The organism is Rhodococcus sp. 05-2254-2 (assembly GCF_002259095.1).
Lineage (GTDB): Bacteria > Actinomycetota > Actinomycetes > Mycobacteriales > Mycobacteriaceae > Rhodococcoides.
On the sequence record NZ_NOZJ01000021.1, the window covers coordinates 726322 to 750207 of the forward strand.

Sequence of the window (23886 nt, forward strand, 5' to 3'; positions counted from 1 at the left end):
ACTCATTTTGCCTCGGGTACCTGGTGTAGACCTTCCGACGTAGAGGCTCGGCTGCTACGCAGCTGTCGTCCCGCCGGAATCAGAATCGTCACCCCGGCTCCGATGATCGCCGGCAAGGCGAAAGCCAGAAGCTGAGTGCTGGTTCCCGCACCCGCGGCGACGAACAGTCCACCGTAGGTAGGACCCACGATCGCGCCCAGTCGCCCCACCGCGAGCGCGACGCCCAGTCCTGTGGTCCGGCAGGACACGGGGTAGTAGCCACCGATGAAGGTGTTCAGCAGGATCTGCGTCCCGGTCGTTCCCATTCCTGCGATCAGCACCAGAACGTACACGATCCCGATCGGGGGAGTGGTCGCGATCAATGCCAACGACACTGCTGCACAAAGGAATCCGAGGGTCGTCACCGTCTTGATGCCGAACCGGTCCGCCAGGTAAGCGCCGCCGAGCGCGCCCACTGCACCGCCGACGTTGAGCACCAGCAGGAATGACAGTGCGGCACCGAGCGGGTATCCGGCCGATCGCATCACTGCAGGCAACCAGGTCGCGACGCCGAACAACACGAGCAGACACAGCAGGGTCATCACCCAGAAGGACAACGTCACTCGCGCACGGTTCGCGGTGAACAGCGCAGCGATTCCGCGATCTGTCGATGTCGGCTCACCACCGGAAACCTCGACTGTGTCCTCGAGTCCGTAACGAGTCGAGATCCTTTGTGCTGCATCCGTCCTACCCCGCGCGTTGAGGAAGGCGGGCGACTCGGGGAGGTATCCGATCATCATCGGCAGAATCAACAACGCCGGGATCATCCCAGCTGCGAACATCGCTCGGAAGCCGAATGCCGGGACGAGCCACAGCGACAGGATCCCCGCTGCGATACCGCCGACGCTGGTGCCCACGAACCCCAGTGCGACCGTTCTCGCTCTGGTGTCGAGGCGGGAAAATTCGATCAGCATCGACGCCGCGGTCGGCATCAGAACCCCAGCACCGACGCCGACGACAAATCGCGCTGCTCCGAACAATTCGGGCGAGGGTGCAATTGCGCAGCATCCCATTGCGGCCGAGAACAGGGCGACCGCGGCGATCAAGGCGCGTCGTCTGCCCCAACGATCCGCGATGCTGCCCGCGGCGAGTGCCCCGACCAGCATGCCGACTCCCACCACGGATCCGAGTACACCGACGGTCGCCGGATCCAGGTCCCACGGCTCGTACGCCAGGAGCGACGGCACCACCGTTCCGTACATCAGAAGGTCGTACCCCTCCAACGTCAAGGCCGCCAGGCACAGCGCAACGACGGGAGAAAAAGTGTTACGTGACATGATATTCCGCTCGCGAGAGGGTCAGATGAAGTGTTGGGACAACCAGTCACCGATATCGGCGGCGGCCAGAGACGCGCCGGTGGGCGCGCCATCGTGAATGGGGCCACCGAAGTGGGTGCCCTCGATCGCCACGTGAGACTTGTCCACTGAGCCCAGAGCCTCGACCATTCTCGACGCGTCCTCCGGGAAACACGCCTGATCGCCGGTCAATTCGACGAACAACGACGGGACCGTGACCGACGGTGCGCACCGAACGAAGTCGGCATTGGAGCTCAGACCGGACCACGTCGACAGCCAGGCATCCGGCGTGGACAAGCGCGCAAAGCCGACGAGTCCGTAGTTCGTCAGATCGGGCCGCCGGCCGAACAGTGAACCGTAGGGGCGGGCGTTGGAACTGAGCGACAGGTCGGTGAATCTCAGGTCCGCATCGGTGCGATAGACGGTCAATATCCGCGGTGCCAACGCCTCTCGACGGTCGTGGGCGTTGCCGTTTGTCTTGAAACGCCGTCGGGCCTCGGATGCTTCGGCGACCCGTGACCGCGCGATCACGTCGAGGCGAGTGACGCGCTCGAGCTGAGCGGCGCGGTACTTCTGAACGAAATCGGCGGAATAGTGAGAGCTTTCCGGTGCCTCGACGAATCCGTTCGCACTGTCGAAAGGATCGAGTGCCGGGTCGACGGACATGGGGTCCGATTCGTCGACCACGGACGGATCGATCAGTCGCAGCAGCAGCGCGCCCTGTCCCGGGTGTGGAGCCATGAAAATCGCACCGTCCGGTACGGGCATCTCCGCGGATGCGAGGTCGATCGGCCGGCCGGCCGGCGTTGCTGCCAGCCGCTCCTCGGGCGTGAGCCCGGCCTGCTCGCAGTAGAACGCGAACAGCGTTCCACCGCCCGAGTGTCCGAGTGTGACAACGTGATCGAAAGAGCGGGAGCGAAGGAACACCTGCCCGGCCGCGGCGTCGAGCAAAGCCTGCTCGTGCACCAGCGAGATGTCGTTGTTCACCGATCGCGTGCCCTGGGTCCACACTGCGTATCCGCGTGCAAGCAGCTCTGGCACGAGAACGTGATGCGTCAGATCCTGGCGCGGGTGCATCAACGCAACGACGAGGTCCGCGCCGGGAACCGTTCGCAACACTCCACTGACCTTGGCGCCATCGGCAGTGGTCAGCTCGTGCGTCGACGTGACGGTGTTCGTCGGTGCCTCGGCCGCATCGAGGTAGCGTCCAGCACCGAGTCGGGTCCGATTCATGACTGCTCGACGCGCAGGGCGTCTCTGTCCCACTGCGTGATTCGAGACTCCGACAGGCCGGAGACGCTGCTGTACCAGACGGCGTGCCTGCATCCGGTGGCTCGACGATCGATGACGATGTCCTTGTCCGAGACTATGCGGAAGTACGGGCCGACGTGGTCGACGCGTACGGCTGGGTCGACGTCGGCCACCGAGGCGATACTGGTGTTCTCGGGTATGTCGAGCACATACAACGTGGTCACGACACTCCCACCTCGTTCTCGGCCGACCAGTCGGCCGCACGTTCGACGATCAGTTCGGCCTTGCGGGTCAACAGGTTCGCCATGCTCGGGTCGGGTCCGCGCACGATGTCGATCAGGGCGTCGATCGTCAGGTTCGCGTCGAGATCTTCCTGCGGCGTGACCGGACGCATCGCGCGGGTGAGCTCGATCATGTAGCCGTTGGGATCGTGTGTGTAGATCGACTCGATCGTCTCGTGTTGGATCTGCATCTCCACGGGCCAATCACTGCCGTCCAACCGTCGCCGATATTCCATCAGGTCCGCTTCGCTGTCGACGTGAATCGCGAGATGACGCGAGCGGATGAAGAAGATCGGTACGTCCTCGGCGAAACGCGAGTACGAATCACCCTGTGGTCCTCCGTCGAACGGTTCGAGACCGAAGTAGTAGAAGAACGCGAGTCGGTCGTCGTTGCCGATGTCGAAGAAGAAGTGGATGAAGTCCGGATGCTTCTCCGGGCCCCATCCTGCTGCGCAGATGGAGTGGACGACGGGGAACCCGAGAACGTCACGGTAGAACTCGACCGTTGCTGCCGGATCGAACGTGGGGTAGGCGACGTGGTCGACGCCCCGGACCTTGTGTGGCAAGTCGGACATGAAGATTTCCTCTCTACGAAAGTGACGATCTAGGACGTGACGACGGCGTCTGCCCGAAGAAGTGAGCCGGCGTCCGGAAGATCGACGGGTAGGTCCAGCGCACGGAGCAGGCTGTAGGCACCTGCCGTCGCGGCCGACAGAACGGGGATGCCGAATTCGTCCTCGGCAGCCTGGACGAGCGGTAGGGACGGCATCTGTACGCACGCGGAAATCACCAGGGCGTCGGCACCGGTGAGATCCAACGACCGTGCCGCGTCCATGACTCGTTCGCCTGGGATGCAGCCGACTTCGGCGTTGTCTGACACCTCCAGCGCACGCCAATCGAGTACGCGAATGCCCTCGGCCTCGATGTAGTCGACGACCTTCTCCGCGAGTGGTCGCATGTACGGCGTCACGAGAACTATGTTCTTGGCGTCCAGGGCACGAAGGCCTTCCACAAGAGCGCCCGCGCTCGACCTGACGGCTGCATCGGACCCGCCCGTGGCGAGTTGTTCCGCGACGAGCCCCTCCACCCGTTGGTGTTCCCCGGGCCCGGCGACCATGAGGGCGACGAGGCACGCATAGAGAACAGCGTCGATTCCGGCATCGCCCAATTCGAGGATGCACCGTTCGCGCTGGGCATTCATGGCCCGCAATTGTTCCGGCGACACGGCCTGCATGCGCATGCGCGAGGAGTGGAACGAAAACCGGGCATGTCGATGTCGCGCCAACAATGCGGGCATCTCCGTTTCCACGGTGACGTTGGAGCTCGGTACGACCAAGCCCACACGATGAATACTCATGAACTGCCTTTCGGTAATTGACGCTGATGACGAGTATTCGACGTCTGCGACGATTCGTCAAGCGGCTTGGACCAGGGAAATCGAATCGATGCGTCCGTTCGGGCAGTATCGAGGAGGGTGACGGCACTCACATTCGTGCTTGACATGTTGTCGTCTACGTCGAATACTCGACGCAGACGTAAGCACTGTTCGAGGGTGTTTCGCTCTCACACGCCAGGACGTCTTCGACTCGGACCTAAGGAGCACACCGGCATGACCTATGTGATCGGAGTGGACGTCGGCGGAACGTTCACGGACGCAGTACTCGACGACAGTTCCGGGACCGTGGTCGCTGCAAAAGCGCCCTCGACTCCGCCCGACTATTCACAGGGCGTCATCGACGTTCTCGAAGCGTTGGCCGAGCAACTCGGATGCCCGGTGCAGGAAATGCTGGCGAACACCCACCACATCGCGCACGGCACCACGTCCTCGCTCAACGCTCTGGTGATGGGTAACGTCCCGCCGGTCGGGTTCCTGACCACCAAGGGGCATCGCGATTCGATCTACATCATGAACGTCGAGGGCCGGTACCTCGGTGGCTCGCCCGAGCAACTGCAGAACGTGTTGGGGCAGAGCAAGTCCCACGGTCTCGTTCCCAAGCGGCATGCGCTGGAGGTCACCGAACGCCTCGATCGAGACGGCAACGTCGTCGTAGCCCTCGACGAAGAGTCCGCACGTATCGCCATCCGAAGCCTCGTCGACGACGGTGTCTCCGGCATCGCGGTCTCGCTGCTCTGGTCGTTCCGTAACCCCGTGCACGAGCAACGCATTCGTGAACTCGTGCACGAGATCGACCCCGACATGTTCGTCTCGCTGTCCTCCGAGGTGAGCCCGCGCATCCGCGAGTTCGCCCGTAACGCAACCACGATCATGAGTACCCAGATCGGCCCAGGGTTGCGCGATTACCTCGGCTCGTTGGAAAAGAAGCTACGTGCCCTCGATCTCGCGGGACCACTGCTGGTGATGCAGAGCAACGGCGGTGCCGTTGCCGCAGCCGAGGCCCCGAAGAACGCCATCAGCACAGTCGGGTCCGTGTTGACCGGCGGCGTGGTCGGAGCGGTATCACTCGGAAAGCAGCTCGGTCACAAGAACATCATCGCCACCGACGTCGGCGGAACCACATTCCTCGTCGGCCTCGTCGTGGACGGTGAGCCGGTGCGTGCGTCGAGCACCATCATCAACCACCACCCGATCAATGTCCCCACCCTGCAGGTGCACGCCATCGGCTCGGGCGGCGGTGCCATAGCGTGGGTGGATGCGGGTGGCAACCTCCAGATCGGTCCGCACAGCGCCCAGGCGGTACCCGGACCTGCCTGTTACGGGCAGGGCGGCACCGAACCCACCAACGCCGACGCCAATCTCGTCCTCGGGATACTCCCCGAGCGCGGCCTGCTGGGAGGACGCAAACCACTCGACAAAGAGCGTGCGCGCGAGGCCATTCGACGCCGCATCGCGGAACCGCTCGGTCTGTCGGTCGAGGACGCAGCCGCCGCGATCTATGCCGTCCAGAACGCACAGACCGGCGACCTTCTGCGCAAGACCGTCGTCGAAGCCGGGCACGATCCGCGCAACTTCGTTCTCTACGCGTTCGGCGGAGCCGGCCCATCACATTGCGCCGCCTATGCAGCCGAAGTCGGCGTCAAGGAGGTCATCGTTCCGCTCGGGCAGGTGGCATCGGCGTTCTCGGCCTACGGTCTTGCGTCGTCGAACATCGTGCTCGCGGCCGAGCTGTCCGACCCGGCAGCGATGCCGCTCGATCCTGCTCGCGCAGAAGCGAATTTCGACAGTCTCGAGAAGCGCGTCCGCGAAGCCCTCGGTCGACAAGGGCTCAATTTCACGTCTGTCCAGGTCGAACGTGATATCGACATGCGGTACACGATGCAGTTGGCAGAGGTTGCAACAACCATTCCCGAGGGCTCGCTGGACTCGGCGAGCGTCGCACACGCCTCCGATCTCTTCGAGCAGCGTTACGCAGATCTGTACGGCAAGGACAGCGGATTCCGTGAAGCAGGTATCCAAGCAATCACCTATCGCGTGCGTGCAACCGGCGTCCTGCCGTTCTCGCCTACCCTCCCCGAACTGAAGTCCGCCGACTCCGCCGACGCCTCGATCGCTCGCATCGGCACTCGAAAGGTCAACCTGGACGGCCGAATCGGCTATGTCGACACCGACATCTACGACTACAGCAAGCTCGCCGCCGGGCATGTGCTCGCCGGCCCCGCCATCGTCGAAGTCCCGACGACCACTGTCGTCGTCCCGCACGGCACCACCGGAACTGTCGACCGCCTCGGCAACCTCAACATCGTCGCCGGCTGAGACCACAGGAGAACCGAACATGACATCAGCGATTCCCGGGTCCGAGATCTTCTCGTCCCGCCCCGTCGACCCCGACGCCCTCGCCCGCGCGCTCCCGCCGACGCTGCCGGTGCACACCGTCACCCAGCAGCAGATCGACGAACTCGACCCGCTGACCTACGAGGTCATCCGGCACCGACTCTGGTCGGTCACCGACGAGATGGGCGAGGCACTCAAACGAATGTCCGGCTCACCCATCGTCACCGACGCGAACGATTTCGACTTCGCGATCAGTGACGAACTGGGACAAGAGGTTCAGGTCGGCCTCTACAACACCATGCTGGTCGGAGCCGTTGACCTGGCGATCTACTGGACCTTGCAGCACCGCGCCACCAACCCCGGAATCGTGGAGGGCGACATGTTCCTCTGCAACGATCCATGGGTCGGCGGGGGACTACATCAGAGTGATGTCATCGTCTACCAACCCATCTTCCACGAGGGCAAGCTGTTCGCCTGGACCAGCGCGATCTGCCACGAACCCGATCTCGGTGGTTCCGGTCTCGGATCGTTCGATCCGTCGGCGAAAGATGTTTTCTCCGAATCGCTTCCGACTCCACCGGTCAAGGTGGTCCGCGACTACGAGCTACAACGCGACGTCGCAGACCTCTGGGTTCGACGCTCCCGCGTTCCCATGCTGGTCGGACTCGACCTGCGTGCCAAGATCGGGGCGAACACCGTCGGACGCAACCGCATGCTGGCCGTCATCGAGCAGTACGGTGCCGACACCGTCAAAGCCGTCATGAAGCGCATGATGACCGACGCCGAAGGGCGACTGCGCAGCAAGCTCTCCTCGCTCCCCGACGGGACCTGGAAGGCCACCGGCTACCAGGACCAGTCGCACACCGGTGACCGCGAGGTTCACAAGATCACCGTCGCGATGAGCAAGACCGACGACCATCTCACGTTCGACTTCACCGGCACCGACAAGCAGACGGGCGTCATCAACTGCACCTACGCTGGGATGCGCGGCGGCGTCATGCTCGCGTTGCTTCCGATCCTCGCGGGTGACATTCCCTGGTCCGCAGGCGGATTGATGCGTTGCTTCGACCTGGTGTCCGAGGAGGGCACCATCAACAACGCGAGCTTCCCGGCAGCGGTCAGCCGTGGTCCCATCGGACCCGCTTGGCTGACCGGAACCCTCATCGCGGAATGCCTGTCGCAGATGCTCGACCGATCGGTCGACCTCGGCAAGAGCGTGCAGGCCGCGTGCTGCGGTACCTGGGACACCGCGGTGATCGCAGGCCTCGACGAACGCGGGGACCAACCCGTTCCGTTCCTGAACATCATGATGGAACCGATGGCAGGCGGTTACGGCGCACGACCGACCGCCGACGGCATGGACACCGGCGGACTCTTCTGTATTCCGATGGGGCGCATCCCCGATACGGAAATGACCGAGTTCCTCTACCCGCTGCTCACACTGTGGCGTCGTGAGGAGCCCGACTCGGGTGGACCCGGTCGTCAACGCGGTGGCGTCAGTGCATCGCTCGCTGTGACGCCGTACGGCACCTCGCTCCCGATGGGCCTCGTCCTCGCCTCGGCGGGTAAAGCCGTGGCGCAGAACAACGGCCTGGCCGGCGGGTACCCCGGCAACACCGGACTCGAAATTCTGGCGCGCAGTACCGACGTCATCGAGCAGTTCGCAGCGGGAAAGATTCCCGGAGCCCTCGAAGATCTTGGCGGCGGAAAGGAATTCGGCGCGTGCTACGCCGAAAGCTATGTCGCTCCCGGTGAGGTGCTGTACATGCATTGGCAGGGAGGCGGCGGCTACGGAGATCCGTTGCATCGCGATCCGGCGGCTGTGGTCGTGGACCTACGCGAGGGCAAGGTCACCGCAGAGGGGGCGAACGTCGTTTACGGCGTGGTCATCGACGCGGGAAAGGTGGACGAGGCAGCAACTGCGCGACGACGTCGAGACATGATCGACGAACGGCGCACGCGTTCCACCCAGCACTCCGACGCTCCCACCATGGATCTCTCGCTGGCAAGACGTCTCGACGACAACCTGTCCGAGGTGACCGTCGGGGACGTTCGGGTCATCGCCTGCGCACAGTGCGGCCGGCTCCTCGGTGACGAGAAGTCGAGTGGTGTACTGGATCTGGCTCGCTACGAGGGGCCGTCCTCGGCGGCGGGGCCGCAGGTGACATCGGATCCCTCCATCTACGTCGACACACCCATCGTGTTCCGTCAGCTGTGCTGCCCGGGATGCTGGACTGCCGTGTACTCGGGAATCGTTCCTGCCGATCATCCCGATCATTCGTTGGAGATCTCTCGACTACTTCCTGCGGTGGCCGAACGATGACGGTGACCACGGAGACGACCCACTCGGACTGGGACGGCAGGCTGGTGGGATACCCGGAGGATCGCGCGCAGGGCTACCGCCGGAGTGGTTCGTGGAGCTCACTTCCCACGAGTCGCCGGTTCCACGACATCGCACTTCGGTATCCCGACAGGCTCGCGATCATCAGCGCCGAGGGCTCGATGACGTTCGCCGAACTCGATCGTCGTACCGATGCCATCGCCGCCGGATTGATTCGACAGGGACTGGTGCGCCTGGACCCTGTGCTGTTCCAGATGACGAACCGGCTCGAGACGGTGCTGGCCTGGTACGGCTGCATCAAGGCCGGACTGGTTCCGGTCGCCACACTGGCCGCGCACCGAATGCACGAGATCGCGCACATCGGTGCCGCGGTGGGCGCGGTCGCGCACGTGGTCGAAGCCGGTCTGCCGTCGTTCGACCTGGTCTCGTTCGCCCACGAACACGCCGCAGGGAGCGAGACCGTTCGCCACGTGGTGACGGTCGGGGCGAACGAAGGTGACGGACTGCGGTTGGAGGACATCGGCCGCGACATCGACCCCGACGAGGCCCGAGCTCTCGTCGAAGCCATCGAGGCCGAGACGGCTCCCGAGGATGTGGTTGCGTTCCAATTGTCCGGCGGCACAACGGGAGTACCCAAGGTCATTCCGCGGATCCATGCCGAATACTGGAACAACGCACTCATGTATGCGCAGCGGCTGCAGTGGACGTCGGACAGCCGCGTCGCCCATCTGATACCCATCGTGCACAACGCAGGCATTGCCTGCGGTCTGCACGCCTCGCATTCGGTGGGCGCGTGTCTCGTGCTCTCCACCGCCGATGTCGGATCGGCGTTGGACCTCATGGAGCGTGCGGAGGCCACCGAGGTGTTGATCGGCCACGGTCATTACCAGGCCGTACTGAGTCCCGAGTTCGATCGGGTGCGTGGGCGTCTGCGGCACGTGATCCTGTCCGGGGCCAAAGTGTCACCGGCGCTGATGGACCGCGTCGACGACGGCGGAGACCATTGGGCGGGTCAGCTGTTCGGGATGTCCGAGGGGCTGCTCACCGTCACCCCGGTAGCCGCCCCTCGCCACGCTCGAATCACCACCGTCGGCACTCCTGTCTGCGCCGAGGACGAGGTGCGCATCCTCGATCCCGGCACGGAGATCGAGCTGTCCGACGGGGAAGTCGGCGAATTGTGTTGCCGTGGCCCGTACACGATCACCGGGTATTTCGGGGCCCCCGAGCACAATCGGACTGCCTTCACCTCGGACGGCTTCTACCGGACCGGCGATCTGGCGTCGATCTCCGTCGTAGAAGGCGAGCGGTACATCACGATCGAGGGGCGCATCAAGGACCTCATCAACCGCGGCGGCGAGAAGATCAATGCCGAGGAGGTCGAACTGCTCCTCCTCGACCATCCGGCCATCGTGGGCGCGGCCGTCGTCGCGATGCCCGACCCTCGACTCGGCGAGAAGACGTGCGCGTATCTCGTCACCGACGGGGACCCGTTGACGATGGCCGACGTGCAGGAGCATCTCGCGGGTCTCGGTGTGGCCAAGTTCAAATGGCCGGAGCGCCTCGAATGGCTCGACGCGCTTCCTCGAACCAACGTCAACAAGATCGACAAGAAGCGTTTGCGGCTGGACATCGCCGCGAAGCTCGAGAGGCAACCATGAAACTCGACCGCGTCGCAGTCATCGGCGGGGGCCCCGGCGGCCTCTACGCCGCACGGCTGCTGAAACTGTCCAATCCCAAGGCGGAGATCACCGTCTACGAACAGAGTTCACCGGACACCACGTTCGGGTTCGGAGTCGGCCTCGCCTCACGGACACAGCGGAATCTCCGTCAGGCCGACGCTGCGTCACTCGATGCGATTGTCGCTCAAGCGTACTCACACGAGATGTCGATGCAGGTAGGGAACAGAACGGCCCGCTTGGCTCACGGTGATCTTCTCGCGATAGCGCGGACGTCTCTGCTGTCCGTGTTGCAGGAACAAGCGCGCGATGCAGGAGTTCGGCTGGAGTTCGGCGAACGCCGCGAACCCGCCGACCTCGATGTGGACCTCGTGATCGCCTCGGACGGAATCAACAGCGCGACCCGTACGGCCGACGGTCGATTCGGTGCCGACATCACCACCGGAACAGGCCTCTACCTTTGGTGTGGAACGGATTTCGCACTAGAGAGCGCCATATTCGTACCCGTCACCACCGAGCACGGCACGTTCGTTGCCCACGCGTATCCCTATGCGCCGGATCGCAGTACGTTCCTGATCGAGACGGATCTCGATACCTGGCACCGGGCGGGCTTCGACGTCACAACTACTGCCACGGGCGCAGCCCACAGCGACGAGGCATCGTTGCGCTATCTCGAGAAAGCGTTCTCCTTCACTCTTCAGGATCACAGCCTCATCGGAAACCGGACCCGGTGGATGCAGTTCCGAACGGTCAAGTGTCGAAAGTGGTCGGTGGACAACATAGTTCTTCTCGGAGACGCCGCGCACACTGCGCACTATTCGATCGGATCGGGAACGAAGCTGGCGATGGAGGACGCCATCGCCCTCGATGCGGCACTGGCGTCGGCTGCGACCGTCGGCGATGCCCTCACCGAGTACGAACGGGTGCGTCGCCCCGCGGTCGAACACCTTCAGCAGATTGCCGTGCGAAGTGAACAGTGGTGGGAGTCCTTTCCGCAGCGCATGGATCTGCCCGTGGACCAACTGATGGTGGCGTACATGACGCGCGCCGGAAAGGTCGGTCTCGAGCGATTCCTCGAATCTGCTCCCGAGGTGGCGTGGAAGGGAATCGCGAGCTACGCGCGGGTTCCCGCGGACTCGGAGGTTCCTGCCGATGTGTCCCGCTGGATCCTCTCGCGGCGCATCGAACACGGTGGGCGGTCGTTTTCCGATCGATTCGCCCCGCCCGATCTGCGCGAAGACCCGACGACGACGGTGGTCTCCGTCGACGTCGAATCTGCGTGGAACGAGAAGGCGACGGCCATCGTCGACGAGTCCAGGGCAAGTTCCACGGTGTGGTTGACGGGGTCCGGCGAGCGTGATCACGTCCTGACCCGACTCGATGTCGCGGAGCGAATGATGCGCAGCACCGGTGCGCTCGTCGTCGTCGACGTGCCGGAGGAGTGTTTGTCCGATGCGGTGGCAGGTCTGGTCAGTGCGCGTACCCACCTCGTGTTTGTCGGTTCTCGACGACGGTGACGGTTATTCTTCGGTCATGACACGCGAGGACTCACCACGAGGATCGGCGCGCAATCCGCGTCGGGAGCTGGTCGAGAAGCAAATTCTCGACCAGGCCACGCGATTGTTCGCCGAGAAGGGTTTTGCCAGCACCACACTGCAGGACATCGCGGACGCGACCGGTCTGACCCGCCCGGCGCTGTATCACTATGTCGCGAACAAGGACGAGCTACTCTCGCGCCTGATCAGCGAGAGCACCGAGACCCCGGCCGCAGTTCTGCACGAGATCAATGCGCGATCCGATCTCGGCCCTACCGAGAAGCTACGCAAGATGGCCACCGCGATCGCCCTGAACCAGGCCGAAACCGCCGACCGCTTCAAGCTCATCATCAGGTCGGAAGCCGATCTGCCCGAGGAGATTTCGCGGACGTACCAGCAGAGTCGCAGGCACGTGCTCAAGGAGTTCGTGACGGTCGTCGAAAATGGCGTCAGGGCAGGGGAATTCAGGCCTGTCGACCCGCGCACAGCAGCACTCGGCATCATCGGCATGCTCAACTGGGTCGCCTGGTGGCATCAGAGCGGTGACCCGGACGCCGATCGGAGTGTGGCCACTCAACTCGCCGACATGGCATTGCGGACCGTCGTCCAGGACAGCGGAACGCCTCTCGTACCAGAGGGGCCCGAACGTGCGATCTCGATGCTCCGCGAGGATCTCGATTACCTCGAACGCATCCTGGCTCGGGATCGATCGGAATCGTGATCGACGGACTCGCGCCGGAGCCTTGCTCACCCAGCGCCCGGTAACCCCAGGAACGACAGCAGACGCGTGAGAAGTTCGCCTCGCCACGCACGCGATGACCAGGTGTGGTCGGCACCGGTGACCTCGGTGAATGTCGCGTGTGGCAACAACTCTGCGTAACGGCGTCCGTACTCGAGCGGCACGATCCGGTCTGCCGTGCCGTGGACGATGTCGACGGGACCGTCGTATCCGGCCGCAGCCTCGTACACATCGAGGCCATTGCGGATGTCGTCGAAAAATGCCAGTCCGAGCCACATGCCGCCGAAGTCGAAGCCGCCGTTCTGTGCGACGGAATCGATGGGCTGGCCCTGGATCTCGTGCTTGACGGTGATGTCGTCGACGACAACGCCTGCAGGTGACCACAAGGTGAGACTGGCGACACGGTCGGACAAGAGCGTGGCCGCCATTGCCGCTTCCACTGCGCCGAGGCTGTGGGCGAGAACGTGCACCGGTGCAGATCGATCGGCAGCGAACTCCCGGATCATGGTCGACACCTGCTCGACCTCGTCGCGCAGGGTGATGTCCTCGAACTCTCCGTCGCTGACGCCGTGGCCGAGTCGGTCGTACGCGCGGACGACTGCTCCCGCTTCGACGAGGCGTCGAGCGATCTGCACGAAGAGACGCTGTGGTCCGATGCTCGAGTCGCTGAAGCCGTGCACGATCAGAACGGACGGCGCTGTTCTGTCGGAGTTCGTGGGTCGATACTCGTGGCCGCGGATCACCTGCCCACGGTGGGGGAGCGTGAGCGTGGCCACGCCGGGGTTATGGATGTTCATCTCAGTTGCTCCGGTCGGCGAAGCCTGCCGGTAAGTCAGCGGGTGCTGTGTCGATGACGGTGTCGTCGTCGACACCGACGTACTCGAACAAGGTGATGTGCGCGAACTCCGGCACGACGTAGATCGGATAGGTGGGGCCCTGATCGCGGAACTGACGCATCTCGTCGAGGTGGTCGTTCTGAAACAGGACGGTTTTGGACCCGTCGAGTTCCACCCAGTGAGGGAAGAAGATGGTGCCGTGCAGTACGCGGTCCTCGGGAACGACGTTGACGACGACGCTCGTGCCGGTGGGCTCGTTCCACGAGATCTTGTACACGCCGCGGCCGAGTCCGACGAGATCGACTTGCTGTCCCTTGACCCACCGGCCGCCGACCATTCCGGTGTGGATCCGGTAGTCGATGGTGGTGGCGTTCTTGACGTACATCTCGTACTGCCACCCGTTGGCGTAGGTATAGATGAACCGATGGCCGAGGATTGAGTCCAGGGCTTGTTCGGGAGTGGGGTCGGCAACGCTGGTGTGAATGCTCATGATTCCATGATCACCCAGAAATGCGTTTGTTGCAAACCTAAATTCAGACTGAGTAGTCTGGCGCGGTGGACGATTCCGACAGCGCACCCGGTCTCGCCGATATTGCCCGCCATCTCAGCGAGGAGATTGGCCCCTTCCGGCGCGTGCTGCTCAACGCCTCCCGCTCGCGCGCGGGGCTCAAAGCCCTGCCCGACGCACAGATCGAGATCCTGCGGCGACTCTTTCCGGACAAGTGGGAGGGCCCCACAGCGATCGGACGTCAGCTGGGGTTGGCTCGCCCAACGATCAGCAACCTCGTCCGAACGATGGAATCGGACGGGCTCGTCGCTCGCCGACCCGACGACTCGGATGCTCGAAGCATGCGCGTCGGCCTCACCGATCTTGCCCGAGAGCAATTGCGCATCTACGACATTGCGGCAGAGGGGCTTCTCGTGAATATCCTCGACGACCTGACGCCGGCCGAGCAACGCACCCTTCGTGACGCCACTGCGTTGCTCGGCCGAATCCGTGAGGCGCTCGAACACGGCGACGGCCTGCAGCGGCGACAGAGTTCGTGACGGCTCGGCGCGCAATTCACTTCGATACTTCACTGCGTGTGCACACCTGAATCGGTCGTCCGGTTCTCGCGTCCACGGAACGTAAATCAACAACGATTCAAGTAATTCGGCCACATGTGCACTGGGTGTCATATAGCGTCGAATCATGTCCTTCACATCGGACATCCTGCCGCGGACGTATCCGGCCAATCGTCGAAGCGTTCTGCGCTCGTACCGTTTTCATCCGACGATCAAGGAAGTTCGATCATGGGAAAGCTCGACGGGAAAGTAGCCTTCATCACCGGTGCAGCACGTGGACAAGGGCGTAGCCATGCGCTTCGTCTCGCGCAAGAAGGTGCCGACATCATCGCGGTCGACATCTGCGCACAGATCGATACGGTCGCCTATCCGATGGCCACATCGGAAGATCTCGCACAGACCGTGAAAGAAGTCGAGGCGCTCGATCGGCGCATCGTCGCCAAGGAAGCCGATGTCCGCGATTACGACGCGATGAAAGCGGCAGTGGACTCGGCGGCAGCCGAACTCGGACCCATCGACATCATTCTGGCGAATGCCGGAATAGCACCCCAGGGTGCCGAAAACCCCGACGAAGTGAAGACCTTCCGCGATGTGGTGGAGGTCAATCTCTTCGGTGTGTGGAACACCGTTCAGGCCGGGGTTCCGAGCATGATCGCCAAGGGCCAGGGCGGGTCGATCGTGTTGACCAGCTCGACTCAGGGCCTGTCCGGTGCGGGCGGTAACGGGTCCGGTGCCGGAGACGGCTACGCGGCCAGTAAGCACGCGGTCGTGGGGTTGATGCGCACGTTCACCAATTGGCTTGCGCAGTACTCCATACGCGTCAACACCGTGCACCCGACCGGGGTGAACACGCCGATGGTCGTCAACGACGTCATGCAGAAGTTCCTCACCGAAAACCCCGACGCCACAGCCATGCTCGGCAATTTGCTTCCGGTGCCGATGCTCGAAGCGATCGATATAAGCAACGCCATCGCGTGGCTGGTGTCCGACGATGCGCGGTACGTCACCGGCGTCACCTTGCCCGTCGACGCCGGCTTCCTGGCCAAGTAGGAGACGGACATGGGCAAGCTGGAAGGCAAAGTCGCATTCATCACCGGGGCCGCTCGCAGTCAGGGGCGGAGTCACGCCATACGTCTCGCGCAGGAGGGCGCGGACATCATCGCAGTCGACCTGTGCGGACCGGTCGACACCATCGAAATGTATCCGCCGTCGACCGAAGCGGACCTCGCCGAAACGGTGAAGCAGGTCGAAGCGCTCGACAGGCGAATCGTCGCCACCAAGGCCGACGTGCGTGATTCTGCCGCGCTGAGAAAGGCCGTCGACGACGGCGTCGCCGAACTCGGACGCCTCGACATCGTGCTGGGCAATGCGGGAGTGTTCGAGATTGCGCCTGCCCTCGATATCACCGACGACGCATGGCAGAACATGATCGACGTCAACCTCACGGGCGTCTGGAACACGTGCAAAGTTGCTCTGCCGCATCTGATCGCCGGCGGTCGCGGTGGTTCCATCGTGCTGACGAGTTCGACGGCGGGCCTCAAGGGCACACCGAACACGGTGCACTACACCGCGACCAAGCACGGCGTCGTCGGCATCATGCGCACTCTCGCAAACGAATTCGGACAGCACAGTATTCGCGTCAACACCGTTCATCCGACCGGTGTGGACACCGTCATGATTCAGAATCCCAAGACGTGGGGGTTGTTCGCTCCCGACGATCCGAACCCGTCGCGAGAGAAGTCGGCACCGATCTTCCAGACCACGAACACGCTGCCGGTGCCGTGGATCGAGGCAATCGACATCTCCAACGCGATAGCGTTCCTGGTCTCCGACGATGCGCGATACATCACGGGTGCAACGCTTCCTGTCGATGCGGGGTACACGGTCAAATGACTGCTACCGCGTCGATCGGTGAGGTGCGCCGGCGGATTGCTGCGCACCTCGTGGGTCGAGACCGTGAACTCGACCTCCTGTTGGCAGCGGTCGCGGCCGGGCGGGACCTGCTCCTCGAGGGCCCGCCCGGCACCAGCAAGAGCACGCTGCTCGGCGCGATCACATCCGAGTGGTCCATTCCGCTGTTCTTCGTCGAGGGCAACGCCGATCTGACACCGGCCCGAATTGTCGGTCACCACAACCCGGCTCGGGTTCTTCGCGAGGACTACAGCGAGGACAACTTCGTAGCGGGACCGCTGATCGACGCGATGCGCACCGGCGGTTTCCTCTACATCGAAGAGTTCAATCGCGCACCCGAGGACACCCTGAACACGCTTCTCACCGCGATGGCAGAACGACGCATCGTGGTCCCGCGCGTCGGCACTGTGCACGCGTTACCGACGTTCCGCCTCGTGGCATCTATGAACCCTTACGACAACGTCGGTACGACGCGCCTGTCGACGAGCGTCCACGACCGTCTGTGTCGTCTGGCCATCGGTTACCAGGATGCCGAAGCGGAACGCGGCATCGTGGGTCTCCGTAGCGAATCCGACTCCGCTCGACTGATCGCCGACGCCGTAGCCGTCACCCGGATGACGCGTGAGCACGAGGACATCACCCAGGGCAGTAGTGTGCGCGGGGCAATCGATCTGACCCTCGTCGCTCAACAATTGGCAGATCTGCGGGAGGTGGCGATTCCGCTCGCCACCGACATCGATCCACCGAGAGGCCTGCCCGAGGACTACCAGCAGGTGATGCTCGACGCGATGTACGTTGCCCTGTCCGGGCGCATTCACATCGACGAGACATCCGACGCACCAGCAGAAATGGTCTTGCACACGATATGGCAGGACCATTTCGTGCTGCGTCCCGCTGCGGCGGCACCTGGTTGAAGAGCCGTCGAGGCCGAATCTCCGATCACACGGCCGGGGACCCGTAAGCCGGCAGGAACTCTGAAGCCGTTGCGCCGCAAACCGAAACAGCTGACGGAGTCACCGTCGCTGTTTCGTCCCGGCGGCGGAAGCGGTGCGGTACTGATCGCTCAGGGCCGCAGCAAGCCGGGTAAGGCTGCCGGCGAGAACAATCCGTCGGCACCCGGATTCACCGAGGAGTCGGCCGAAGTGATTCCCCTGACCGACGCGACCGAAAGCGAGTCGACTGCCGACGCCGCGACTCGGGCCCGCGCCCGAAAGATCGCGGCTCGTCTTGCAGTTCGGCGGCCACGCATCGACACACGCGCACGGCGTGGCGTCGGGGAGTTGACGTCTCTGCGCTATCGAGGCGGCAGTGACGAGATCGACCTGGACCGCATGCTCGATGTGTTTGCGGCCAATCCGATACCGGAAGACGATGACATCGTCGTCCGAGAACGCTTGCACACCAAGCGATCCATCGTCCTGGTGGTCGACATCTCCGGGTCGATGAAGGGCGAACGGGTGCGCACTGCGGCCGCGACCGTCGGCGCTCTGGCCGGTGAGATGAACCGAGACAACCTCGCGGTCGTCGCGTTCTGGTCCGACGCGGCCGTACTCACTCGATTCGGCGACTCGCGGACCCCATTGAATATTCTCGACACCGTTCTCCGCATTCCGGCGCGGGGATTGACCAACGTGCAGTTCGCGCTCCAGACCGCGGCCGGGCTACTGAGTACGGCGTCGGCTCCCGACCCACGGGTTCTTCTGCTCTCGGACTGCGTCCACAACGCCGGTCCCGATCCACGCTCGACCGCAGCCAGGATCGCGCGCCTGGACGTACTGCTGGACACGTCGGGTGAACATGACGTCGACCTCGGACGGGATCTCGCGCGAACAGGGCACGGTCGTATACGGACCATCAAGACCTACCGCGACGTCGCACCGGCACTGAGTTCACTGTTCGGAGACTGACGTGTGAAAGTCGTGATTCACGTGTTCGTCTGCGACATCGGCATCAGGCACCTCTCGGGTCAGGAGTCGGACGTCACGTAAGCAGGTCTTTTCGCATGATGACTCGCGGGATTCCGCCCGATACCGATGTCGTCTCGGCGGCGAACTCGAAGCCTGCCGAATCGAACAGTCCGCGGGTGCCGACGTAGGCCATCGTCAGATCGACCTTCGCACCCTTGTTGTCCACCGGATAGCCCTCGATGGCCGGAGCACCGTGATCGGCCGCGAAACGAACGGCACCGTCCAAGAGCACGTGCGCTATCCCGCGCTTGCGGTGTCCGGCCTTGACGCGGAAGCACCAGGCCGTCCAGACCGGTAAGTCGTCGACGTGCGGAATCTTGTTCGAGCGCGCGAACGGCAGCTCCGCGCGTGGTGCCACCGCAGCCCAACCGACCACCTCGTCCCCGTCGTAGGCCAGCACACCCGGTGCGACTTCTCGACGGGTCAGCTTCTCGACGTATGCGGCGCGTTCCGGGCCGACGAGTGCTCTGTTGGTCGCGGAATCGATTCGATGACTCAGACACCAACAGACCGAGGACGTCGGGTTCTTCGGGCCGAGAATCGTCCGCAGATCTGCGAACGACGTGGCAGGCCGTACCGAGAAGCTCACCCGCCGACCATACCGAGGATCGGTGTCCAATTACCGGTCCGGCAGGCGGTGATTTCGAGGCGGTACGGTCGAGACGTGAACACTTCGACCGTCGCTGCCGGTGCACTGTGAGCATCTCTTCGAGCGACCGTGCATTTCTGGCCCGTGCTGTGGATCTTGCTGCAGAGGCGGCGCGAACGGGCAACGATCCGTTCGGCTCTATTCTGGTGTCGGACAGTGGCCAGTTGCTGGCCGAGGACAGGAACCGGGTCGGCGACCGAGACGATCCCACCCAGCATCCCGAGATCGCACTGTCTCGGTGGGCTGCGACCAACCTGGACGCCGATCAGCGTCGATCCTCTACGGTCTACACCTCCGGTGAGCACTGTGTGATGTGCTCTGCGAGCCACGGCATAGTCGGACTCGGCCGCATCGTCTACGCCACGTCGACTGCTCAATTGCTCACGTGGCTCGAAGAATTCGGTGCTGCACCCCTCGCGATCACGCCGTCGCCCATCCAGCAGATCGTGCCCGGCATCGCGGTGGACGGACCGGTCGCCGAGTTCAGCGAGGCCGTTCGCGAACTGCACAGGCAACGCCACACTTCTGCGCAGTAGTGGGGCAGTGATGGTGCAGGCGGACATCGAAGTGGGAGCAGGGCACCGTACGAGAGCGATGACGACTGCGCTCGCGGTGACCGGCATCGCCGGCGTCGTACTCGCGTGGCTCGAGTTCGTCCTCATCCGTCAGCAGCTCGCGGTGGGGTTGTGGGTCATCGCCGTGGCAGTCGTCGCGACATGTCTCGTCTCGTCCGATGCCGGAAAGCATGTAAGCGTGGGGACTTCGCTCGCGTCCGTCACCGTCGTGACTCAGGTGGCATGGCTGGTGACGGATATCCACGCACTGTGGGTCACGGCCTTGGCTGCGTCGATGGCGCTCGGCTTCTATCTGCTCGCGTCGGCATGGGCAGGCCGTTCGAAGGCCTCCGCTCGTGGGGTGGCCACCGCCGTCCCGGCGGGCTTCGCTGCAGCGATTGCATTGGTGATTTCCGTCGTGGTTGTCGGCACGGCGGCCAGTCCGGCACCACTGATTCGATCGCTGCATGCGTTGGGGCAGAGCAATTCCTTCGAGCCCGACGCGCAGACGGCCACGGCGGTGGTCGACGGTGCACGCCTCACCAACGACATCGAATACGGTTCGACGCTTCCGAATTCGTTTCTCGACATCTACATCGCCGACGACGATCCGTCGGTCAGCCGGCCCACATACATCGTGATTCACGGTGGTGGCTGGATTGTCGGAGACAAAACGGACGGTGCGCCCAGCGGCAATTCCGGTGGCGCGTCGTGGGCCGGCCCCATGCTCGACGCCGGCTACAACGTGGTGTCGGTGAACTACGCGTTCGCGCCGAGCTACCGATTTCCCACGCAGACAATCCAACTGGGCCAGGCCGTGCAGTTTCTGAAAACGAACGCGGACGGGTACGGACTCGACATGAGTCGCGTCGTCCTCGCCGGAACCAGTGCGGGTGGGCACATCGCTGGCAGCTACGCTGCTGTGCAGACCAATTCCGATTACGCGCGGGCGCTGGGTATCGAGCCCACCATCGACCGAAATGCGCTGAAGGCACTGGTTTTCGAGAGTGCTGCCCTCGATGTCGCTAGAGCGGGCGCACCGCAATCACCGAGCCCGTCGAACGGATTCTTCTTCGATATCGCCGCCCGAAGCTACCTCGACACCACCGACCGAGCGTTGCTGGAGCAGGCGAACGTCATCGACAATGTCACGGCCGACTTTCCTCCGAGTTTCATCTCCGACGGCAACACCGGTACCTTCCCCGACCAGGCAGCCGAACTGAGCGCTGCGCTGGATCGAGCGGGCGTCGCCAACCGCCTGAACCTGTACAGCAAGAACGAAGCGAGACTGGACCATTCGTTCATGTCGGTGGATTCGGAATGGACCGACGACTACACCCGACTCAAGATCGAGTTCCTCGGCGATACCGTCTGAGCTGCTGCTCCTCAGCTCGGTCCGAAACGCTCCGTTCGGATGTTCGCTGCCGAGTGGCCCCGCTGCACCAGCATGTCGGCCACTGTGTCCACGAAACTCGTGGGGCCACAGATGTAGCAACGCGGCTCGAACTCCGCCGGCCATCCGTGTGCGTCGAGGTCCTCGACCGTGATGCGGCCGAGGGGCCGTGCGTTGCCGGCAGGAGCACGCCGCGTGTGGATCATGGTGACGTCCACACCGGCCGGTGGACGAGCCCATTCGTCCGCGAAGTAGACCTCCGTGGGTTCGCGCACGGAGTACAACACCCGGAACGGCACCCGACCGCCGTCCGCAGACGCCTGCGCACGAACCATCGCGCGGAGCGGGACGATGCCGGAACCGCCGCCCACCAACAGGATCGGCGGAGACGGCGTCTCGGAGGGCCGGGACGGCCGCCAGACGAACCATCGACCCACCGGCCCGCGGATTTCGATGCGATCGCCGACCTCGACGGCCTCGACCAGGTAAGGAGACACCTCACCGTCGGCGACGTTCTGCACCGTGATCTCGATGCGCGACGTGCCGTCGGGTGCCGACGCCAAGGAGTAGCTTCGCTGTGCGCTGTAGCCGTCCTCGGCGGTGAGCTTGACGTCCACATGCTGTCCGGCGAGATGGCCGGGCCACCCGTCGACGTCGAGAACGAGGGTGGACGCGGTGGGTGTCTCGCGCCGCACGGTCGCCGCCGTGGCAACGAGCCAGGGTTTCGCCCCGGCTGCCGATGTCACGTCAGTCGCCCTGGTATCGCTGCTCGCGCCACGGATCTCCGTAGTCGTGGTACCCACCGCGTTCCCAGAAGCCTTGCTCGTTCTCCACGGTGAGCTCGATGCTCGAGATCCACTTCGCCGATTTCCAGAAGTACAGATGTGGAACGAGAAGCCGTGCGGGACCACCGTGTTCGCGAGTCAGGGGAGCGCCGTCGAACTCGGTGACCAGCCAGGCCTTCCCATCCCTGAGATCTTCGAGGGGAAGATTGGTCGTGTAGCCGTCGAAGCCGTGCACCACGACGTAGCCGGCATCGGTATCGAGACCGTCCAGCAGAACGTCCAGGCTCACGCCCCTCCACGTGGTGTCGAGCTTGGACCACTTGGTGACGCAGTGGATGTCGACGGTCGGAGTCTCGTGCGGGAGAGCCGCGAATTCGTCCCAGGTCCAGCTGCGAGTCTCGCCGCGTTCGGTGGTGACCGAGAACGACCATTGGTCGGTCGCGATGACGGGCGCGGGACCGATCGCGAGGACGGGAAAATCCTTGGTCAGATACTGACCGGGGGGAGTACGCCCGTCGTCGCCGCGTCGCCGACCCACGAAGCCCTTCGAGATCAATGCCATGGTGGCAAATTGTCCTCCCGCGGTCGGGAGTCTGACAAGTCGGAGGAGGCGACGATGTCGATGTCAGTAGACAGGCCCGCTGAAGGCACCGATGTAGCTGGCGGGACGCGTCGCACCGTCTTGACGCTGTACACCGACCGATGCGGGGAAGGGAAGTGTCATCACTGTCGTGTCACCGGGCGCGGTGGTGAGAAATGCAGACGGGATCCACGCTCTCTCGTCGTTCTTGTTCACCGTGCCGAGAGTCAGTTCGGCAACTGCGGCCGCCCCGGGTTCGAGGGTGATGGTGGTCGACGGCGTGATCTCGCTACGCGCCAGGTCGTAGTCCGGTCCCAACCCGTCGACGTCGGGTCCTTGCAGCGTTGCTCCGGGAAATCCTGTGACGTTGCACGGTACGGATCCGGAGTTGGTGTAGCGCAACGGAACCGTTGTCTGGACATCGCTCGGCGTGATGTCTCCGAGGGCGGGGGTGATGTCTGCAGCGGTGCACGCCGGGACGGCGGCGCCGCCTGCACCGTCACCGCCGCCGGTTGCGGTCCCATCCGATTGCGCTCCGTCGGAGTCAGCGCCACCCGCCGGGTCCGTACCGGAGACTTCTCCTGGAACAGGCTGTGGCGCAGCCGATGTCGACGCGGTGGTTGCGGTGTCGGCTGGTGCCGTTTCCGCCGTGGTACATCCAGTCAGTGCGATCAGACCGACTATTCCGAACGCCGAAAACGTTCCGATTCTGTTCACTGTTGTCTCCTGCTCGTCCGCACTGCTCAGGGAATCTGGACTGTGCCCGTGGCTCGGTCGGTGGTGTGGGGCCCGTTGGTGGTCAGCGTGTATTCGACGGCACCGTGTCCGGAGAAGGTTTTCAGCCCGTAGTTCACCAGTCCGCTGGTGACCGGGATGTCGTCCGAACCCGTTCTACCGGTGGCCAGTTCCTTCCAGCTGAGTGTGGCGGTGAGGTTGCACGGGCCGATGCCGAGGTACTGAACGTCCGGTCCGACGATCACGTATGAGTTCGATTCCGCGCCGGGTCGAATCGATACGTCGATCTTGGCTGCGCAGAACCCCGACTGAGGCAGGCTGTAGGTCTCGAGTGTCAACGGTGAGGAAACTGTATCGGCCGATGCGGTACCGACGGCAACCGAGGTTACCGCTGCAGCTGTCAGCGCGAGAATGGTCGAAACTCGTCGAACGGTCTTGTGCACCATATGTACTCCTGGATGAGTTGTACCCCGGTCGATCGAGGTGTGTTGGGCGTACCGAGTACGCAAACCCTTACTTCGTCT

General features: G+C 63.7%; 25 protein-coding genes. 13 read left to right on the forward strand and 12 right to left on the reverse strand.

The annotated features are described in order from the left end of the window. Positions 1 to 2: 2 nt before the first annotated feature. From CH283_RS26255 to CH283_RS26275, 5 genes are read right to left on the reverse strand one after another with little or no spacing between them, the layout of a single operon-like run. Entirely contained in the window at positions 3 to 1316 is a 1314-nt protein-coding gene (locus CH283_RS26255) for an MFS transporter (protein WP_094639736.1), read from the reverse strand. 21 nt (positions 1317 to 1337) lie between these two features. Beyond that, positions 1338 to 2567, reverse strand: coding sequence for an alpha/beta hydrolase (locus tag CH283_RS26260; RefSeq protein WP_068046728.1), 1230 nt, complete (start codon positions 2565 to 2567; stop codon positions 1338 to 1340). Beyond that, the gene (locus CH283_RS26265) at positions 2564 to 2809 is read right to left on the reverse strand and encodes a hypothetical protein (protein ID WP_094639737.1); all 246 of its coding nucleotides are present in this window, start codon (positions 2807 to 2809) and stop codon (positions 2564 to 2566) included. The genes CH283_RS26260 and CH283_RS26265 overlap by 4 nt, the downstream gene beginning before the upstream one ends. Then, on the reverse strand, positions 2806 to 3441 hold the full coding sequence (locus CH283_RS26270; protein WP_068046735.1) for a VOC family protein: 636 nt from the start codon (positions 3439 to 3441) through the stop codon (positions 2806 to 2808). Before CH283_RS26270 ends, CH283_RS26265 begins: the two co-directional genes overlap by 4 nt. Before the next feature lie 29 nt (positions 3442 to 3470). Then, positions 3471 to 4223, reverse strand: a complete 753-nt coding sequence (locus CH283_RS26275) for a maleate cis-trans isomerase family protein (protein ID WP_068046738.1) — start codon at positions 4221 to 4223, stop codon at positions 3471 to 3473. Between the two features lie 252 nt (positions 4224 to 4475). Here CH283_RS26275 and CH283_RS26280 point away from each other — a divergent pair, with 252 nt between their 5' ends. The 5 genes from CH283_RS26280 to CH283_RS26300 are packed head-to-tail and all read left to right on the forward strand — an operon-like array spanning position 4476 to position 12869. Then, entirely contained in the window at positions 4476 to 6578 is a 2103-nt protein-coding gene (locus CH283_RS26280) for a hydantoinase/oxoprolinase family protein (protein ID WP_094639738.1), read from the forward strand. A 19-nt stretch (positions 6579 to 6597) separates the two neighbouring features. After that, on the forward strand, positions 6598 to 8919 hold the full coding sequence (locus CH283_RS26285) for a hydantoinase B/oxoprolinase family protein (protein ID WP_068283571.1): 2322 nt from the start codon (positions 6598 to 6600) through the stop codon (positions 8917 to 8919). Next, on the forward strand, positions 8916 to 10595 hold the full coding sequence (locus CH283_RS26290; RefSeq protein WP_068046748.1) for a (2,3-dihydroxybenzoyl)adenylate synthase: 1680 nt from the start codon (positions 8916 to 8918) through the stop codon (positions 10593 to 10595). The genes CH283_RS26285 and CH283_RS26290 overlap by 4 nt, the downstream gene beginning before the upstream one ends. Further along, positions 10592 to 12130 (forward strand): FAD-dependent monooxygenase, encoded by a 1539-nt coding sequence (locus CH283_RS26295; RefSeq protein ID WP_094639739.1) that lies wholly within the window; start codon positions 10592 to 10594, stop codon positions 12128 to 12130. The genes CH283_RS26290 and CH283_RS26295 overlap by 4 nt, the downstream gene beginning before the upstream one ends. A gap of 16 nt (positions 12131 to 12146) precedes the next feature. Next, the gene (locus CH283_RS26300; protein ID WP_255183352.1) at positions 12147 to 12869 is read left to right on the forward strand and encodes a TetR/AcrR family transcriptional regulator; all 723 of its coding nucleotides are present in this window, start codon (positions 12147 to 12149) and stop codon (positions 12867 to 12869) included. A 26-nt stretch (positions 12870 to 12895) separates the two neighbouring features. Here the strand turns inward: CH283_RS26300 and CH283_RS26305 are convergent, their stop codons facing one another. Further along, complete coding sequence (locus CH283_RS26305) at positions 12896 to 13684, reverse strand: alpha/beta hydrolase (protein WP_094639741.1); 789 nt, start codon at positions 13682 to 13684, stop codon at positions 12896 to 12898. A 1-nt stretch (position 13685) separates the two neighbouring features. Next, entirely contained in the window at positions 13686 to 14213 is a 528-nt protein-coding gene (locus CH283_RS26310; protein ID WP_094639742.1) for a phenolic acid decarboxylase, read from the reverse strand. Positions 14214 to 14278: 65 nt separating this feature from the next. Here CH283_RS26310 and CH283_RS26315 point away from each other — a divergent pair, with 65 nt between their 5' ends. The 6 genes from CH283_RS26315 to CH283_RS26335 all read left to right on the forward strand — a co-directional run bounded on the left by CH283_RS26315 (position 14279) and on the right by CH283_RS26335 (position 18606). Continuing rightward, the gene (locus CH283_RS26315) at positions 14279 to 14770 is read left to right on the forward strand and encodes a MarR family winged helix-turn-helix transcriptional regulator (protein WP_094639743.1); all 492 of its coding nucleotides are present in this window, start codon (positions 14279 to 14281) and stop codon (positions 14768 to 14770) included. Between the two features lie 145 nt (positions 14771 to 14915). After that, positions 14916 to 15041, forward strand: coding sequence for a hypothetical protein (locus CH283_RS28940; protein ID WP_255183353.1), 126 nt, complete (start codon positions 14916 to 14918; stop codon positions 15039 to 15041). Continuing rightward, positions 15017 to 15838, forward strand: coding sequence for a mycofactocin-coupled SDR family oxidoreductase (locus CH283_RS26320; RefSeq protein WP_094639744.1), 822 nt, complete (start codon positions 15017 to 15019; stop codon positions 15836 to 15838). Before CH283_RS28940 ends, CH283_RS26320 begins: the two co-directional genes overlap by 25 nt. A gap of 9 nt (positions 15839 to 15847) precedes the next feature. Beyond that, a complete protein-coding gene (locus tag CH283_RS26325; protein ID WP_094639745.1) occupies positions 15848 to 16681 on the forward strand; it encodes a mycofactocin-coupled SDR family oxidoreductase in 834 nt (277 codons plus the stop codon). Further along, positions 16678 to 17613: an AAA family ATPase gene (locus CH283_RS26330; RefSeq protein ID WP_068046766.1), complete on the forward strand. Its 936-nt coding sequence runs from the start codon at positions 16678 to 16680 to the stop codon at positions 17611 to 17613. The genes CH283_RS26325 and CH283_RS26330 overlap by 4 nt, the downstream gene beginning before the upstream one ends. Positions 17614 to 17682: 69 nt before the next feature. Further along, a complete protein-coding gene (locus CH283_RS26335; protein WP_094639746.1) occupies positions 17683 to 18606 on the forward strand; it encodes a vWA domain-containing protein in 924 nt (307 codons plus the stop codon). A gap of 73 nt (positions 18607 to 18679) precedes the next feature. Here CH283_RS26335 and CH283_RS26340 read toward each other — a convergent pair whose 3' ends face one another. Next, positions 18680 to 19255, reverse strand: coding sequence for a GNAT family N-acetyltransferase (locus CH283_RS26340; RefSeq protein WP_094639747.1), 576 nt, complete (start codon positions 19253 to 19255; stop codon positions 18680 to 18682). Positions 19256 to 19362: 107 nt separating this feature from the next. Here CH283_RS26340 and CH283_RS26345 point away from each other — a divergent pair, with 107 nt between their 5' ends. Next, entirely contained in the window at positions 19363 to 19851 is a 489-nt protein-coding gene (locus tag CH283_RS26345) for a nucleoside deaminase (RefSeq protein ID WP_094639748.1), read from the forward strand. A gap of 58 nt (positions 19852 to 19909) precedes the next feature. Further along, the gene (locus tag CH283_RS26350) at positions 19910 to 21244 is read left to right on the forward strand and encodes an alpha/beta hydrolase (RefSeq protein ID WP_176460574.1); all 1335 of its coding nucleotides are present in this window, start codon (positions 19910 to 19912) and stop codon (positions 21242 to 21244) included. Positions 21245 to 21255: 11 nt separating this feature from the next. Here the strand turns inward: CH283_RS26350 and CH283_RS26355 are convergent, their stop codons facing one another. The 4 genes from CH283_RS26355 to CH283_RS26370 form a co-directional block, all read right to left on the reverse strand. After that, positions 21256 to 22008, reverse strand: a complete 753-nt coding sequence (locus CH283_RS26355) for a ferredoxin reductase (RefSeq protein WP_094639750.1) — start codon at positions 22006 to 22008, stop codon at positions 21256 to 21258. Position 22009: 1 nt separating this feature from the next. After that, complete coding sequence (locus CH283_RS26360) at positions 22010 to 22609, reverse strand: sulfite oxidase-like oxidoreductase (RefSeq protein WP_094639751.1); 600 nt, start codon at positions 22607 to 22609, stop codon at positions 22010 to 22012. Positions 22610 to 22672: 63 nt separating this feature from the next. Then, a complete protein-coding gene (locus CH283_RS26365; RefSeq protein ID WP_068046788.1) occupies positions 22673 to 23344 on the reverse strand; it encodes a DUF4232 domain-containing protein in 672 nt (223 codons plus the stop codon). A gap of 26 nt (positions 23345 to 23370) precedes the next feature. Continuing rightward, the gene (locus CH283_RS26370; RefSeq protein WP_068046791.1) at positions 23371 to 23808 is read right to left on the reverse strand and encodes a hypothetical protein; all 438 of its coding nucleotides are present in this window, start codon (positions 23806 to 23808) and stop codon (positions 23371 to 23373) included. Positions 23809 to 23886: the final 78 nt, after the last annotated feature.